Genomic DNA, 15,338 nt, shown 5'->3' with positions numbered 1-15,338 from the left:
GGAGCCCGGGGTCGGCGCGGCGACCGGCACGGCAGGAGCCGCCTTGCCGGCCAGCAGGCGGGCGAGCACGTCCTGCACCACCGGGCTCTTGCCGACCACGCCCTCGATGGCCTTGCCCACCGAGAGGGACTTGGCGAAGGAATTGAAGAAGTCGCCCTCGCCGCCGACGATCTCGATCTTCGCCTTGCCCAGCGCGGTGGCGAGCACCTCGGCCTGGTCCTTGGCGATTTCCTTGTTGGCGGCGATGGCGGCCATGGCCTCCTCGAAGCTCTTCTCCAGCTGCATGCGGAACTCCTCGTGCTGGCGGGCGCTGTCGCTGAGCGCGTCCAGGGCGCCGAACTTCTTGCTCAGGCCCTCCGCTTCCGCATTCAGGCGCTGCAGCAGCACGTCGGCTTCCGACGTACCCAGGTCCTTGGTCGCCTGGGCCTTGGCGGCGCCGAGCTGCTGCTCGCCACGCGCCTGGGCGCCCAGTTTCTCTTCCAGCACCTTGGCCTCGGCCAGACCATCCTTCTCCTTGGCGGCGGCCTGGGCTTCCAGTACGCGCGCCTCGGCCAGGCCCTTCTCCTGCTCGCCCTTGGCTTCGGCGATCAGCTGCTCGGCCCGCACGCGAGCGTCGGCCAGACCGTCCTTCTCCTTGGCCGCGGCGGTGACCTCCAGCACGCGGGCGTCGGCCAGGCCGGGCGCGGCACGCTCGGCCTCGATGCCTTCGGCCATGCGCTTCTTGGCCTCGGCCTGCTTGGCCGCGGCTTCCAGCTCGGCCTGGGCCAGGTTGTTGATTTCCACCGCCTTGTGCTTGGAACGGGTCTCGTCGGCCTCGGCCTGCTTGACCTGGCGCACCAGCTCCTGCTCGGCTTCGGCCTGGGCCTGCAGCACGATGACCTGCTTGGCGCGCTCGGCCTCGGAGACTTCGCGCACCTCCTTGATGCGCTCCTCTTCCTGGGCCACGGTCTTCTCCACGGCGACGCGCTCGCGGATCACGTTGGCGATGTTCTTGCGCTGCTCTTCCAGGGCCTTCTCGGCCTCGATGCGCTGCAGCTCGACCTCGCGCTCGCGGGCCACCACTTCCAGATCCTTGGCGCGGGTGACCTTCTCCACCTCGATGACCACGGCGCGCTGGCGGTTCTGCTGGGCGACCTCGACCTCGCGCTGATGGTTCTCGGCGCGCACGTCGATTTCCTGCTGCGACTGGATGCGCGCCTGCTCGGCCTTGAGGCGTTCCTCTTCCTTGACCTTGATGGTCTCGGCTTCCTCGCGGGCACGGATGGTCTCGACTTCACGCTTCTGGCGCGCCTCGGCATCGGCCTGCTGGCGCTCCAGGGCCAGGGTCGCCTCGCGGGTCTCGACGTTCTTCTTCTTGATCGCCAGCTCCTCGTTGCGCTCCAGCTCGTTGGTGACGACGTTCTGCGCCGCGGTCAGCTCGGTGATCTTGCGGATACCGGCGGCGTCGAGGATGTTGCTCGGGTCCAGGGAGGCCTTGGAGGTCTGCTCCAGGTAGTCGATGGCGACGTCTTCCAGCACGTAGCCGTTGAGGTCGTTGCCGATGATCTCGACGATGCGGTCGCGGAAGTCCTGGCGGTTCTCGAACAGCTGGACGAAGTCGAACTGCTTGCCGACGGTCTTCAGCGCCTCGGAGAACTTGGCGTTGAACAGCTCGTTGACCGCCGCGCGATCGGAAGCACGGTCCACGCCGATGGCCTTGGCCACCTTGAGCACGTCTTCCTGGGTCTCGTTGACGCGCAGGTAGAAGGCCACGGTGATGTCGGCGCGCATGTTGTCGCGGCAGATCAGGCCGTCCTTGCCGCGGCGATCCACTTCCAGGGTGATCAGCGAGATGCGCATGAACTCCTTGAGGTAGATCACCGGGTACACCAGGGCGCCGGTGAAATGCACCTTGGGCGTGGAGGACATGTCGTTGACGATCAGCGCCGTGCCCTGCGGGACCTTGATGTAGAAGGCCTTGAACAGGGCCAGCAGGGCCAACAGGATGAGGACGAAGAGCCCGGCGAACATAAGGCCAGGGATGATGTATTCCATTGTTTTCCAATCTCCTTAGCTAGGGGATCAAACGCCCCGAAACTCATTCTCGGTAATGACACGGTACGCATGCTCGGCTGGCAGATACTCCAGCAGCACCACCCTGTCTCCCCGCGTGAAGCCGAGCGACTCTTCCGCGCGCACACGCAGGATCAGGCCCGCCCCACCGTCTTCCAGCACCGCCTCGCCGTGGCTCAGGGTGACCCGGCCACTGCGCACGACCGCCACCTGGCCGAGCACCGACTTGCTGGTGGTCGCCTCGACCTTCTCGAACAGCGGGCGCAGGGGCCTGCAGATGGCGGCGCAGAAAGGCACCGCGAGCACCAGCGCCGCGGCAGCCGCCACCAGGCCGAGCGGATAGCGCAGGAAGCCCAGCGGCAGGTGGCGCAGCAGCAGGAGTTCCAGGAAGTAGCAGAGCGTCCAGGCCGCAAAGAACAGCAGGGTCAGCACCAGGGTGACCGGCACCCCGCCCAGCTTGAGCTTGTACAGTAGCCCGGCCAGCCCTTCGGCCTGGCCGGTCCCTTCCATCAAGGAGTCCACCTCGACGTTCAGCACGTCGACCTCGATCAGTCCCAGTGCCACGACCATCCAGTAGATGATCGCCACGCACAGGAGAAAGCTGAACAGCGCAGTGGGAAACGAGGACACCGTCTGCAGGAAGATTTCCATAACTTTCCTTTCCCCGAATTAACCGAGAGAGGTCGCTTCGCGCGGCCTCTCTCCAGACAGCCGATCAGGACTTGGCCTTGTCCTTGAGACGCGCCAGCACATGCTCGGCGCTGGCGTTGTCGGCCTTGATGCCTGCCGCGCGCAGCTTGGTCTCCAGCGAATCGTCGAGGTTGGCCGCCTCGGCCAGCTCGGCCGTCGCTTCCATCTTCGCCGCACGCTCGGCCTGCTGCTGCTTGATCCGCTCCAGCGACTCGACGGCGGTGTGCAGCTTGGCCTGTGAGCCGCCGTAGCGCTGGGCCACGGCCATCTGCGCCTTCTGTACGCTCTCGGTGGCCTTGACGGTATCCACCTGCTGCTTGAGGCGCTTGATATTGGCCTCGGCCTGGGCCACCGCCTTGCGCAGCTGCGCCACGCTGGCGGCATAGCCGTCGGCCTGCTCGCGCTCGCCGGCCAGTTCGACTTCCAGGTTGGCGATCTTCACCGCCACTTCCTGGGCCAGCGACTCGTTGCCGGCCTCCAGGGCCTTGAGCGCGTACTGCTCGTATTCAGTGACCTTGGCCGCGCTCTTTTCGGCACGGTCGGCGGCCAGCTTCTGCTTGGCCATGATCTCGGCCAAGGCTTCCTTGGACTTGCGCAGCTCCAGGTCGGCGTCGCGGATTTCCTGGTCGAGGATGCGCAGGGCCTGGCTGTCCACCAGGGCCTCACCCACTTCGTTGGCGCCGCCGCGCAGGGCGGTCAGCAGCTTGCTCCATACGTTCATGGCTATCTCCTTAGGCTTCGGCCGCGAGGAAGTCTTCGTAGGCTTCGGTGGCCTTGATCACGTTGTCCGCCAGCATCTCGATCTCCTGCACCACGTTGGACAGGACCGAGGATGCGCTCAGCGCGCCGAACATGGTGTAGCAGGCCTGGCCGTCCGGCAGGGTCTCCAGGCCGATGGAGGACAGCGGGAACAGCTTGTGGCTGCGCAGCACTTCCTCGTTGAAGGCCGCCGTGTCGCGCACGTCCGCCGCCGGCCAGAGCAGCGCCTCGACGATGATTTGCTCGCCGAACACCGCGATGAACAACGGCAGATCACCGTATTCGCGCATGGTCACGTGCAGGCTGGCGTCGGCGCCCTGGATCAGCTCGATGGCCGCCCGGCCTTCCTTGAACAGCTCCGTCACGGACAGCGCATCGAATAAACCTTGTGCAGTCCAAACCTGAGGCATGGCACCTCCCTCCTTCTCCATAGAGGCCTGCCCCGACAAGGGCTGGCGCAGTTTCCGCTCGAACGCCGCGAGCATCTGGGCGTGCTCGGGCAGTATCCAGACCTCTTTCTTGACCAGACCCTGCTCGCGCAGGCGTTGCCGAAAGAGACGCTGGTAATGGGCTGAAGATTTGCTTTCCATGGACGAGAGACTAATTGCTCACATGTAATGAATCAACAGATCACATGTAATATTTTCAAACGTGCGTATGGCTCGGTCACGGGCGGTCTGACGAACGACGTTACCGACAGCGGAATGGATTCTCACGGAGAGAAGAAGGGAGGGAAAACGATGGAGGGAAACACGCATCCTTTCGCCCATCGATTTAACCGCAGATACTCCACCGGCAACAGCCAGTGGAGCGCCGACCAGGTCGCATAACAGGAGTCACGATGGTCCCCAGCAAACCCCTCGCCGGCCTGAAGGTGGTCGAACTCGGCACCCTGATCGCCGGCCCCTTCGCCTCGCGCATCTGCGCGGAGTTCGGCGCCGAAGTGATCAAGGTGGAATCGCCGGACGGCGGCGACCCGCTGCGCAAGTGGCGCAAGCTGTACGAAGGCACCTCGCTGTGGTGGTTCGTGCAGGCCCGCAACAAGCGCTCGATCACCCTCAACCTCAAGCACGAGGCCGGCCGCGAGGTATTGAAGAAGCTGCTGGCCGACGCGGACATCCTGATCGAGAACTTCCGCCCCGGCGTGCTGGAGAAGCTCGGCCTGGGTTGGGACGTGCTGCATGCCCTGAACCCGAAGCTGGTGATGGTGCGCCTGTCCGGCTTCGGCCAGAGCGGGCCGCTGAAGGACCAGCCGGGCTTCGGCGCGGTAGGCGAATCCATGGGCGGGCTGCGCTACATCACCGGCTTCGAGGACCGGCCGCCGGTGCGTACCGGCATCAGCATCGGCGACTCCATCGCCGCGCTCTGGGGCGTGATCGGCGCGCTGATGGCGCTGCGCCACCGGGAAGTGAATGGCGGCCTGGGCCAGGTGGTGGACGTGGCGCTCTACGAGGCGGTGTTCGCCATGATGGAGTCCATGGTGCCGGAGTTCGACGTGTTCGGCTTCGTGCGAGAAAGGACCGGCAACATCATGCCCGGCATCACCCCCTCCTGCATCCACACCTGCGCCGACGGCAGGCACATCCAGATCGGTGCCAACGGCGACGCCATCTTCCAGCGCTTCATGCGCGCCATCGGCCGGGACGACCTGGCCGACGCGCCGGACCTGGCCGACAACGCCGGCCGCGACGCCCGCCGCGACGAACTCTACGGAGTGATCGACCGCTGGGTCGCCAGCCTGCCGCTGGCCGAGGTGGAGGCCGTGCTGGTACGCGCCGAGGTGCCGGCCAGCCGCATCTATTCCGCCGAGGACATGTTCCGCGACCCGCAATTCCTCGCCCGCGAGATGTTCCTCTCGGCCAAGCTGCCGGACGGCAAGCCGTTCAAGATGCCGGGCATCGTGCCCAAGCTGTCCGACACCCCGGGAACCGTGGAATGGACCGGCCCGCAACTGGGCGAGCACAACGAGCAGGTGCTGGGAGAACTGGGTTACGACGCCGCAGCCATCGCCGCGCTGCGCGCCGCCGGAGCGCTTTAACCGGCGCGCGGCAGAGCGTGAGCAGGCTCCCGGAGCCTGTTCATAATTTCGCGAGAACAGAAGATAGATGCAGTTGTAGGAGCGACTTCAGCCGCGAACCGAGATGACACGGTAAAAGCTTCGCGGCCAAGGCCGCTCCTACAGTCGTCTTCTCGGCACACAGAACAGGTGCTCAGTCCAGCTGGTCGTCGCGGATCAGCACATAGCTGCGGTCCGCCAGGTCGTAGACGTAGTACATCTCCACCTGCAGGCCGCGAATTACCGCCACGTAGTCGCCCGGCTCGGCGACGAACCAGGCGCTGCTGTCCGCCTTGGCTTCGCACTCGATGCGCGCGGTGACGAACAGGGCCGGATCGCTGTCGTCGAAGTAGTCCTCGCGTTCGGCGGCATCCCACTCGGCCGGCGCCTCGAAGGGACCCTCGATGAGGATGCGGGCGTCGCCCAGCTCCAGTTCCTCGGCGTCCGGGTCGTTCTCGTCCGGGCGGTAGACGGTGCAATCCAGCGCTTCGGCATGGTCTTTCAGGCTCATGGTTGTCTCCCGTCATCTCGCGAGCTGAAAAAAGAAGAGGCCTTGGCGGCCTCGGGTGGGGCGAGTCTACGACAGATGAATGTGCATTCCGACCGGCCATGCTGCTCTCTTTCGTTGCCCACCCCACCGGAGCCGCTGGAGAAAAGGCATGGCCAGGCAAAAGGTCAGCGACGTGCAACAGTTGCTCGATACCGGCAACCAGGCGCTGTGGGCCGTCGAGCTATACGCGCACTCCCCATGGACACCGACGAAAAGACCGGCGCCCTGCGGCTGCCGGTGCGCGCCGCCACCGAGGCGGAGCAGGCGCTGCGCCAGTACCTGCGGCACCCACGCTGAGCCCCCATCACTCCTTCAGCATGCTGCGCGACAGCACCCGGTCGAACTTGGCGTCGTACAGGCCGGTGAGCAGATGGTGCCACCGGGTCCGGTGGTTGCCAGGCAGCAGCCCCCCAGCCGAGCAGCAGCGATGTGCTGCCGTGGCGGGACGTGTGACCGATACCGCTGGAGGCGCCAGGTCAGCGGCACGCTGTCCTCGACGAGGAGGGTGAGCGAGCCGTCGATGAGGCTAGGCGGAGCGTTCCGCGCGACGCTTGAGCAGCGAGACTGCCAACGTCAGTGATGATCAGCGTGAGGATCACCAGCGCCGCGTTCGCGCTGATGCTGGAGAAGTCCTGTTCATGGCCCGTTCCGGTCACGGTTTTCCCGCTTTCGGCGGGCGGAGGAGGCCCGTGACGGGCCTCCCCTGCGCGGAACTCGCCTACTGGCGGCCGCCGCGGCTCTCACCACCCTTGCGGCCGGATTCGGTCGTCTTCTGGCGGTCATTGGCGACGCCGCCAGTGTTCTGGCCGCCCTTGCGGCCGGCCTCGGAGGCCTTCTGGCGGTCATTGGCGAAGTTACCCGGGTTCTTGTTGCTCATTTCGGTATCTCCTGCATGGCGGGGCGACATTGCCCCATGCGTTTCAGTGGAGGGGCCGCCGTCGCGAGGCGTTCCGTCTATTTCCACGCTTCGCTGGCGAATGACGGACGAGCGGTAGGCTGGCGAAGCTCGCAGGTCGCACAGGTGGAACTCCAGCGCGCCATCACGCCACGAACCTCTATATGGGCATCGGCAGAGGCCGCCCACGACGGGCCGTTCCGGTCCGGACGCCAACCCGCAACGGGAGCTACCTTTCATGAACACGCTACGCCATGCCGCCATCGTGCTGGGCACCCTGATCGCCCTCTCCGCACAGGCCCACAAGCACACCGACCAGGACCCGGCCGCCCCGGACAGCAGCGCCGGCCAGCACCAGCGCCACGAGCAGCCGCGCAGCGATGATCGACGCTCCAGCCCAGCAGAACAGCCGGATACCCTCGACGGCGACCAGGTGCCCGAGGGCCAGCACGGCGACAGCCATGACCCGCAGGCGCCAGGCGGCGAGCACGGCGACGGGCGGACCGACCCCGGCATGCTGGAGTGATCCGCCGCGAGGCTCGCGCTAGGCTCTGTACGAAAAGTGCCTGCACTCGGTGATGCTTCGTTAAAACGGGTTCGGAATGCTCATTTACAGCTCGTAAACTCGCATGCGAGCCCAGTCCGCTTCCTCACCTGTTTTTGTGGGGGCGCCTAGCCCTCGCCTGACCTTCGCTCGACGACTTTTCGTACAGACCCTAGGATGCGCCGTCTACCGGCCCAGGATCGCTTCGCGGATGAACACCTCGCCCCCGGCTGAAATCGCCACGCAACTCGCGGCGGTACTCGATGTGCTCGCCCGCCACCTCGGCCAGGCACCGCTGGCCGTGAACCTGTTCGGCTCGGCGGTCGACGGTGGGCTCAGACCGCTGAGCGACATCGACCTGCTGGTGACTGTCTCGGCGCCGCTGAACGAGGCGACCCGCCGGGCGCTGATGCACGGACTGCTCGCGGTGTCGGCCTGGCCAGTGCCCGACGGCCCGCTGCGCGCGCTGGAGGTGACAGTGGTGGTCCGCAGCGAGGTTGTCCCCTGGCGCTACCCGGCGCGGCGCGAGCTGCAGTTCGGCGAATGGCTGCGCGAAGGGATCGAGGCTGGCGCGATCGAGCCCCCGATTGCGGACCCTGACCTGGCGATCCTGCTGACCAAGGTTCGGCGGCACGGCGTCGCCCTGGTCGGCCCGCCTGCCACGGAGCTGTTCGCGCCGGTGCCCGAGACCGACCTGGTACGAGCGCTGCTCGACACCGTTGCCCAGTGGAACGGCGAGGCGGACTGGCAGGGCGACGAGCGCAACGTGGTGCTCGCCCTGGCGCGCATCTGGTACACACTGTGCACCGGCCGCATCGCGGCGAAGGATGTGGCCGCCACGTGGGCACTGCAGCGGCTGCGGGAGGCCCATCGCCCCCTGTTGGCAACCGCCCGCGCGGCCTATCTGGGCGAAGCCGCAGACGACCTGGCCCGCCAGCCACGGGAGATCGCCGCCTTCGTGCGTCAGGTCAGGAACGAGATCGACGGCCTCGCACGGAGGCGCTGAGTCAGGAGGCGCGGTCCGCCTTCGCCACGGCGCCCAATGCGCTGTGCAAGGCGCGGGACACCTGCTCGACGGAGTACGGCTTGGGCAGGAACTCGAAGCCCTGGTGCGCGCCGTCCGCCAGGGCATGGCTGTAGCCCGAGGTGAGGATCACCGGTAGGTCGGCGCGGCGGCGCCTGATTTCGCTGGCCAGGGCGATGCCGCCCATGCCGGGCATGATCAGGTCGGAGAACACCGCATCGAAATCCTGCCCGGTCGGCCCCAGCCGTTCCAGGGCCTCCTCGGCGGAGGACACCCAGGTGCTGCGGTAGCCGAGGTCGGTGAGGATCTGCGCGGCGAAGGCACCCACCTCCAGGTTGTCCTCGACCACCAGAATCCGCCGCTGGCCGCCGTCGCCGGGCAAGGCACCTTCGGCGGCCTGCTCTTCGTCCGGCTCCGGCGCCACCTGCGGTAGGAACAGGGTGAAGGTGGTGCCCTCGCCCTGCACGCTGGTCACCTGCACGTCGCCACCCGACTGCTTGGCGAAGCCAAAAACCTGGGACAGGCCCAGGCCGGTGCCCTGGCCGGCGGCCTTGGTAGTGAAGAAGGGCTCGAAGATCCGTTCAATCAACTCCGGGTCGATGCCCGAGCCGGTGTCGCTCACCGAGATGGCGGCGAACGGCCCGTCCTGCCCGGCGTGACCGCGGATGGGCGGCAGCGCCTGGTTGGCGGCCAGGCGCAGCACCAGCCGGCCCTCGCCGTCCATGGCGTCGCGGGCGTTGATCGCGAGGTTGACGAAGGCCGTCTCCAATTGGCTCAGGTCCGCGCGGACGTGGCAGGGTTCGTCCGGCAGCTCCAGCGCCACCTGCACGCAGGCGCCGGTGGCGGTGTCCAGAATGTCGCCGATGGCGCGCAGGCGCTGGCCCGCCTCGAACACCTCGGGGTTGAGTGCCTGGCGCCGGGCGAAGGCGAGCAACTGGGCGGTCAGCTTGGCGCCCCGCTCCACGGTGTCGGCCACGGTCTTCAGGTAGTGGCCACGGCGCTCCTCGGAGAGGTTGCCGCGCTGCAGGAAGTGCAGGCAGGAACGGACGATGGTCAGCAGGTTGTTGAAGTCGTGCGCCACGCCGCCGGTCAGCTGGCCGATGGCTTCGAGCTTCTGCGACTGGCGCAGCGCCGCCTCGGTCTCGACCAGTTGCGCGGTACGCTCCTCGACGCGCTCCTCGAGGGTGGCGTTGAGGGTCGCCAGGGCGGCCATCGCCGTGCGCAGCTCGGCGTCGGCGCGCACCCGCTCGATGTGCGCCCAGCAGCGCTCGGCGACCTCGCTGACCAGCGCCAGCTCGTACTCGGACCAGAGCCGGGGTATGCGGTCATGGATCGCCATCAGCGCGGTCAGGCGGCCCTCCTTGACCAGAGGAATGCACAGGGTGGCGGTGATGCCCAGCGCCTGGAACGTGGCGGCTTCTTCCTCCGCCAGCTCCTCACGATTGTTGTTGATCACCAGCGGCCGGCCCAGGCCCAGGTTGTTCACCGCCAGGCGGCCGAAGTCCACCAGGCGGTAGCGGCCCACCAGGTGCGACGAGCCCGGTGCCACCCAGTCGCCGCGCACGGTGAAGCCGTCCGCGTCGGCGTCCATGTCGGCGTAGGCGCAGCTGGAGATTCGCAGGTGCTCGCCGAGCATGCGGGTGATGGTCGCCATGATCATGTCGGCGCTGGTGGCGTCCGCCACGGCGCGGCTCAGCTCGTCGAGGAAGCACACGCGCTGGTGGGCGACCACTGTGGCAGTGGTCTCAACCACCGTGTCGAGGATGCCGACCACCTCGCCGGTGTGGTCACGGATGGGGCTGTAGCAGAAGGTGAAGTAGGCCAGCTCACGGCTGTCGCCACGCTCGATCAACAGGGGGAAGTTCTCGATGAAGGTGGCCTGGCCGGCCAGGGCCTTTTCCGCGATGTGGCGGATGTCGCTCCAGGCCTCCTTCCATACCTCGCTGAACGGCCGGCCCAGCGCCGGCGGCTTGCCGCCGAGGATCGGCGCGAAGGCGTCGTTGTGCAGGGTGATCAGCTCGCGTCCCCAGACGATGGCCTGGGGAAAGTGCGAGCCGAGGCAGAGCGCGACCGTGGTCTTCAGCACGTCGGGCCAGTGCTCGCGAGGCCCCAGCGGCGTGGAAGCCCAGTCGTGGTCGCGGATACGGTCGGCCATCGCTTCACCGCCCTGCAGCCAGTCCGCCATCAGTCTTCTTCCCGTGCAATTGCAGCCTGCTTCGTTGTACCGCTCGTGGCCGCAACATGGAAGCGCGGCGGCAGCGGATCGCCCGTTTTCGGAACCGGATCATGAAACAGGGCGGCCGGCAAAAGTTCTTCGAACTATCCCCGAGCGGCCAGGCTCTCTAGCACTGCAAGCACTGACTGCTCGGTTAAGCGGTACGGCGAATGTTCGATCATCTCCTCGGCCCGGCTTCACGCGCAACGGTGTGCCCGGGCCTGGCCCGGTCGTTACCTACCCTGGAGAGAGACATCATGGCAGATCGCCAAAACGGTATCGTCAAATGGTTCAACGCCGACAAGGGCTTCGGCTTCATCACGCCGGACCAAGGTCCCGACGTGTTCGTGCACTTCCGCCAGATCGAGGCCGAAGGCTACCGCACGCTCAACGAGGGGCAGCGCGTTTCCTTCCTGGTCGCCGCCGGCCAGAAAGGGCCGATGGCGGAGCGCGTGCAGATCGCCTGACCTGTCAGGTCAGGCGGAGAGCCCGCTTCGGCGGGCTTTCTTCTGATGATGGCCCGGCAGGCTCCGGGCGATGGCGAGAGGACATAGAGGATGAACAAGACCAGAGATGACAGCCGGCCACGCCAGCTGCGCGAACCCCTGACCCCGGATGCACGCTTGATGATGCGCTTCTGCTGCCATCTGCCGCCCGAGGAGCGTGCCTTCATCCGCCAGGCCATGAAGGCACGCATGGGCTGACCCCGCCGCGCTAGCGCAGCGGCTGGGCATCCGGTTCGCGGGCTGCCGCCGCGGGTGCCGCCGGACGCGACGGCTTCAGGCGCGAAATCCCCAGCAGCACCAGGCCCAGGCCGGCCAGCTGGTAAAGGGACACCGACTCGCTCAGCACCGCCCATGACGCCAGCAGGGTCAGCACCGGCCCCAGGTTGCCCACCGCTGCGGTCTGGGTCGACCCCATGCGCTGGATCGCCAGCGCCATCCAGTAGATCGGTAGCACCGTCGAACACAGCGCCATCGCCGCCGCAAAGCCCCAGACCGAGAGTGGCAGACTGGCCAGTTGCGCCGTGTCGCCGGCCACCCCGTAGTGCACCAGCACCATCAGCGAGGACGCACCGCCGGCCAGCCCGGCCAGGCGCATCGAACCCAGGCGCCTGAGCATCACCCCGGCGCCGAAGTAGTACAGCGCGTAGGTCACCGCGCTGGCGAACACCCAGGCGGCGCCTACCATCACGTCCGAACCGGCTTCAGCCACGCCCACGTCATGGACGAAGGCGATGCCCAGCCCCGCGTAGCACACCCCCATCGCCAGCAATGTGCGCAGGCTCGGCCGCTCGCGCAGCACCAGCGCCTGGAGCAGCAACACCAGGGTCGGGTAGGTGAACAGGATCAGCCGCTCCAGCCCAGCGCTGATGTGCTCCAGCCCATAGAAATCGAACAGGCTCGACAGGTAGTAGCCGAGCAGCCCTAGCAGCAGGATGCGCGCCACGTCCGCGGCGCCCACGGCCTCGCCCTGCTCGCCGCGGCTCAGCCACAGCAGCCAGGCGAACAGCGGCAGGGCCAGGCCCATGCGCAGCGCCAGCAGGGTGAGGGCATCGATCGGGCCAGCCGCGTAGGCCAGCTTGACGAAGATGGCTTTGAGGCTGAAGCCCGTGGCCGACAGGACGGCGAACAGGCGCCCATCGGCCAGGCAACGGCGGTAAAGCAGGGACAGGGAACTCATGACGATCCACGGCAGGGAGGCAGAGCCTTATTTTGGCGATAACGCCGCCACGCTAGAATCTCATTTTCACGAACATGGCGTTCGCTAAAGGAGAAACCCTGATGCACTTCGACCTCACCGACCTGCGCCTGCTGGCGGCCATCGAGGCGACCGGCAGCCTGAGCAAGGCCGCCGCGACCTTCCCCATCGCCGTTTCCGCCGCCAGCACCCGCCTGCGCCAGTTCGAGCAGCGCTGCGGCCTGACCCTGTTCGAGCGCCGGGCCGACGGCATGACGGCGACCCCGACCGGCCGCCTGATCCTGGAGCGCGCCCGCGGCGTGCTCGGCGAGGCGGAGCGGCTCAGGGAAATGCTCGGCGACCTCTCCGGCCGGCGCCGCATCTCGCTCAACCTTTCCGCCACCACGGTGGCCAACAGCACCTTCCTGCCGGCCACCCTCGGCCCGTTCCTCGCCGACTACCCGGAAGTGGACCTGCAACTGGTGGAACAGAAGAGCGTCGAGGTGCTGCGTGCCGTGCAGAGCGGGGAATGCGAGATCGGCGTCTACGACGGCAATCTGCCCACCGGGGGCCTGCTCTCGCTGCCCTTCCGCCACGACAAGCTGGTCATGCTGGTGCCCCGTGACCACCCACTGGCCGGCCGCCCGTCGATCGAACTGCGCGACGCGCTCGACCACCCCTTCGTCGGCCTGCCGGCGGAACGCGCCATGCAGCGCTTCGTCGAGGAAATGGCCACCCGCCAGGCCAGGCCACTGCGCATCCGGGTGCGCGCGCCCAGCTTCGACGCCATCGCCCAGCTGGTCGCCCAGCGCGTGGGCATCGCCCTGCTGCCCGAAGCCGCGGCGGCGCGCTTCGCCCTGGAACTGCCGGTCAGCCCGGTCGCCCTGGACGACGCCTGGGCCACCCGGGAACTGCGCCTCTGCATCAAGGACTGGGAATCCCTGTCGTCCCATGCCCGGCAACTGGTGACCTTCCTGGCGGGGCAGTAGAGCGGCGCACACAATGCGCTTGCCTCGTGCGCGGGCAGCGTTCAGCATCTGCCCACCGTGACGACCGGCGCCCCTGGAGGCGGCCAGGCGAGAGACTGATCGAGAAGGATGTAGCGTTGGACCTGCAAATCGACGAGTTCTACAAGGATGCCGCCAGCGGCCTGCTGCTGCTCTACCAGGCTTTTCCGCGCAAGGTCGCGCTCTACGTGGAGGACCTGATCGGCCGCGAGGAGCCCGACGAGTTCGGCCTGCCCAGCAAACGCCACCAGGCCTGTCTCGGCGCCCTGCTGTGGCTGGCCGAGGAGGGCTTCCTGCGCTTCGAGAGCACCATCGCCTACGATGCGCTGGACCAGGCGGTGCTCACCGAGAAGGGTTTCCTGCGCCTGTCTCGCGCCATTCCCCATGCTCTGCCCCAGGGCGACGCGCTGCCACCGGGCGTGCGCCGCGTCCATGCCACCCTCGCCTGGCAGCTGCGCGAGGCGCTCGCCCAGCACAGCAGCGAGAAGGTCGCGCGGCTCACCCGCCTGCTGTTCGAAAGCGCTCTGAATCCGGCAAGCGACATAGTTTGAAATAGTGCCTCGGTTGAAGGCACCCCGGGCCAACCTTATATAGCTCGCATACTTAGAACGTCTCTCGCCTGAGGAGAAGCTTCCCACCATGATGCGCATCGTGTTGTTCCTGGCCACCAACCTGGCGGTCCTGCTGATCGCCAGCGTCACCCTGAAACTGCTCGGGGTGGATCGCTTCACCGGCCAGAACTACGGCAGCCTGCTGGCCTTCTGTGCCGTCTTCGGCTTCGTCGGCTCCTTCATCTCGCTGTTCCTGTCCAAGTGGATGGCGAAGATGAGCACCGGCACCGAAATCATCACCCAGCCCCGCACCCGCCACGAACAGTGGCTGCTGCAGACCGTCGAGGAGCTGTCCCGCGATGCCGGCATCAAGATGCCGGAGGTCGGTATCTTCCCCGCCTACGAATCCAACGCCTTCGCCACCGGCTGGAACCGCAACGACGCCCTGGTGGCCGTCAGCCAGGGCCTGCTAGAGCGCTTCTCGCCCGACGAGGTGCGCGCCGTGCTGGCCCACGAGATCGGCCACGTGGCCAATGGCGACATGGTCACCCTGGCGATGATCCAGGGCGTGGTGAACACCTTCGTGATGTTCTTCGCACGCATCTTCGGTAACTTCGTCGACCGCGTGGTGCTGAAGAACGAGGGTGAAGGCCATGGCATCGGCTACATCGTCGCGACCATCTTCGCCGAGCTGGTTCTGGGCATCCTGGCCAGCATCATCGTCATGTGGTTCTCCCGCCGCCGCGAGTTCAAGGCCGACGACGCCGGCGCCCGCCTGGCCGGCACCGGCGCGATGATCGCCGCGCTGGAGCGCCTGCGCGCCGAGCAGGGCGTGCCGGTGCACATGCCCGACAGCCTGACCGCGTTCGGCATCAACGGCGGCCTGAAGAACGGCCTGGCCGGCCTGCTGATGACCCACCCGCCGCTGGAAGACCGCATCGAGGCCCTGCGCCTCCGCGGCTGAACCGGCGACTGACGAAAGAAGGCGATCCACGGATCGCCTTTTTTCATGGTTATGTACCCGTTACGTGTTGCAGACGCTACAGCTGCCCTGCGGAAGCAGCCTGCCTGGGAGCCGGTAGGGTGGCTGGGTCGCAGGCCATACCCCATCAACGCGATCGACCGCGGTACCGCTGGATTACGCCGGCAAGCGGCTAACCCACCCTACCCGTTGCGCGGTCAAGCCCCTCTATCTGAACACTGCAGCTGCCTGCCCCTTGGATTCCCGCCTGCGCGGGAATGACGGTTTCGGAAGAAACTCCGCTCCCACCTCGTCATCCCCGCGCAGGCGGGGACCCAGAAGGGTTCAGGGCAC

16 protein-coding genes are annotated in these 15,338 nt (G+C 67.0%); 8 read left to right on the top strand and 8 right to left on the bottom strand.

Annotated features, from left to right (window positions below; all coding sequences use genetic code 11):
- The 4 genes from N7640_RS14770 to N7640_RS14755 all read right to left on the bottom strand — a co-directional run.
- The coding region (locus tag N7640_RS14770; protein ID WP_279906205.1) for a flotillin family protein at positions 1–2,034 on the bottom strand (2,034 nt) is incomplete at its 3' end.
- A gap of 27 nt (positions 2,035–2,061) precedes the next feature.
- Positions 2,062–2,703 carry an OB-fold-containig protein gene (locus N7640_RS14765; protein ID WP_220814436.1) on the bottom strand — a complete coding sequence of 214 codons (642 nt, stop codon included), beginning with the start codon at positions 2,701–2,703 and terminating at the stop codon, positions 2,062–2,064.
- A 64-nt stretch (positions 2,704–2,767) separates the two neighbouring features.
- A complete protein-coding gene (locus N7640_RS14760; protein WP_220814435.1) occupies positions 2,768–3,463 on the bottom strand; it encodes a PspA/IM30 family protein in 696 nt (231 codons plus the stop codon).
- Between the two features lie 10 nt (positions 3,464–3,473).
- Positions 3,474–4,091 (bottom strand): YjfI family protein, encoded by a 618-nt coding sequence (locus N7640_RS14755; protein WP_220814434.1) that lies wholly within the window; start codon positions 4,089–4,091, stop codon positions 3,474–3,476.
- A 251-nt stretch (positions 4,092–4,342) separates the two neighbouring features.
- On the opposite strand from N7640_RS14755, the gene N7640_RS14750 reads away from it, so the two are divergent.
- Positions 4,343–5,539, top strand: a complete 1,197-nt coding sequence (locus N7640_RS14750; RefSeq protein WP_279903933.1) for a CaiB/BaiF CoA-transferase family protein — start codon at positions 4,343–4,345, stop codon at positions 5,537–5,539.
- A 172-nt stretch (positions 5,540–5,711) separates the two neighbouring features.
- Here the strand turns inward: N7640_RS14750 and N7640_RS14745 are convergent, their stop codons facing one another.
- The gene (locus N7640_RS14745) at positions 5,712–6,068 is read right to left on the bottom strand and encodes a hypothetical protein (protein WP_279903935.1); all 357 of its coding nucleotides are present in this window, start codon (positions 6,066–6,068) and stop codon (positions 5,712–5,714) included.
- A 757-nt stretch (positions 6,069–6,825) separates the two neighbouring features.
- Positions 6,826–6,984, bottom strand: a complete 159-nt coding sequence (locus N7640_RS14740; RefSeq protein WP_220814431.1) for a KGG domain-containing protein — start codon at positions 6,982–6,984, stop codon at positions 6,826–6,828.
- A gap of 256 nt (positions 6,985–7,240) precedes the next feature.
- Between N7640_RS14740 and N7640_RS14735 the strand changes: the two genes are divergently transcribed.
- The gene (locus N7640_RS14735; protein ID WP_279903937.1) at positions 7,241–7,528 is read left to right on the top strand and encodes a hypothetical protein; all 288 of its coding nucleotides are present in this window, start codon (positions 7,241–7,243) and stop codon (positions 7,526–7,528) included.
- A gap of 229 nt (positions 7,529–7,757) precedes the next feature.
- Positions 7,758–8,552, top strand: coding sequence for an AadA family aminoglycoside 3''-O-nucleotidyltransferase (locus N7640_RS14730; RefSeq protein WP_279903939.1), 795 nt, complete (start codon positions 7,758–7,760; stop codon positions 8,550–8,552).
- Between the two features lies 1 nt (position 8,553).
- On the opposite strand, the gene N7640_RS14725 is transcribed toward N7640_RS14730, so the two are convergent.
- Positions 8,554–10,755: an ATP-binding protein gene (locus N7640_RS14725; RefSeq protein WP_279903940.1), complete on the bottom strand. Its 2,202-nt coding sequence runs from the start codon at positions 10,753–10,755 to the stop codon at positions 8,554–8,556.
- A gap of 287 nt (positions 10,756–11,042) precedes the next feature.
- Between N7640_RS14725 and N7640_RS14720 the strand changes: the two genes are divergently transcribed.
- Both N7640_RS14720 and N7640_RS14715 read left to right on the top strand, forming a co-directional pair.
- Positions 11,043–11,252, top strand: a complete 210-nt coding sequence (locus N7640_RS14720) for a cold-shock protein (RefSeq protein ID WP_220814427.1) — start codon at positions 11,043–11,045, stop codon at positions 11,250–11,252.
- A gap of 90 nt (positions 11,253–11,342) precedes the next feature.
- Entirely contained in the window at positions 11,343–11,489 is a 147-nt protein-coding gene (locus N7640_RS14715) for a hypothetical protein (protein ID WP_220814426.1), read from the top strand.
- A gap of 10 nt (positions 11,490–11,499) precedes the next feature.
- On the opposite strand, the gene N7640_RS14710 is transcribed toward N7640_RS14715, so the two are convergent.
- Positions 11,500–12,468: a DMT family transporter gene (locus tag N7640_RS14710; protein WP_279903941.1), complete on the bottom strand. Its 969-nt coding sequence runs from the start codon at positions 12,466–12,468 to the stop codon at positions 11,500–11,502.
- Positions 12,469–12,569: 101 nt separating this feature from the next.
- Here N7640_RS14710 and N7640_RS14705 point away from each other — a divergent pair, with 101 nt between their 5' ends.
- From N7640_RS14705 to htpX, 3 genes are all read left to right on the top strand, one after another.
- A complete protein-coding gene (locus tag N7640_RS14705; protein WP_279903942.1) occupies positions 12,570–13,454 on the top strand; it encodes a LysR family transcriptional regulator in 885 nt (294 codons plus the stop codon).
- A 116-nt stretch (positions 13,455–13,570) separates the two neighbouring features.
- The gene (locus tag N7640_RS14700; protein ID WP_279903943.1) at positions 13,571–14,023 is read left to right on the top strand and encodes a hypothetical protein; all 453 of its coding nucleotides are present in this window, start codon (positions 13,571–13,573) and stop codon (positions 14,021–14,023) included.
- Positions 14,024–14,111: 88 nt separating this feature from the next.
- On the top strand, positions 14,112–14,987 hold the full coding sequence (gene htpX / locus N7640_RS14695; protein ID WP_279903944.1) for a protease HtpX: 876 nt from the start codon (positions 14,112–14,114) through the stop codon (positions 14,985–14,987).
- Positions 14,988–15,338: the final 351 nt, after the last annotated feature.

Origin of the sequence: Pseudomonas sp. GD04015 (assembly GCF_029837675.1) — a bacterium.
Lineage (GTDB): Bacteria > Pseudomonadota > Gammaproteobacteria > Pseudomonadales > Pseudomonadaceae > Aquipseudomonas > Aquipseudomonas paralcaligenes.
The sequence above is the reverse complement of the archived record's forward strand: the minus strand, read 5'-3'. Positions and strand labels throughout refer to the sequence as shown.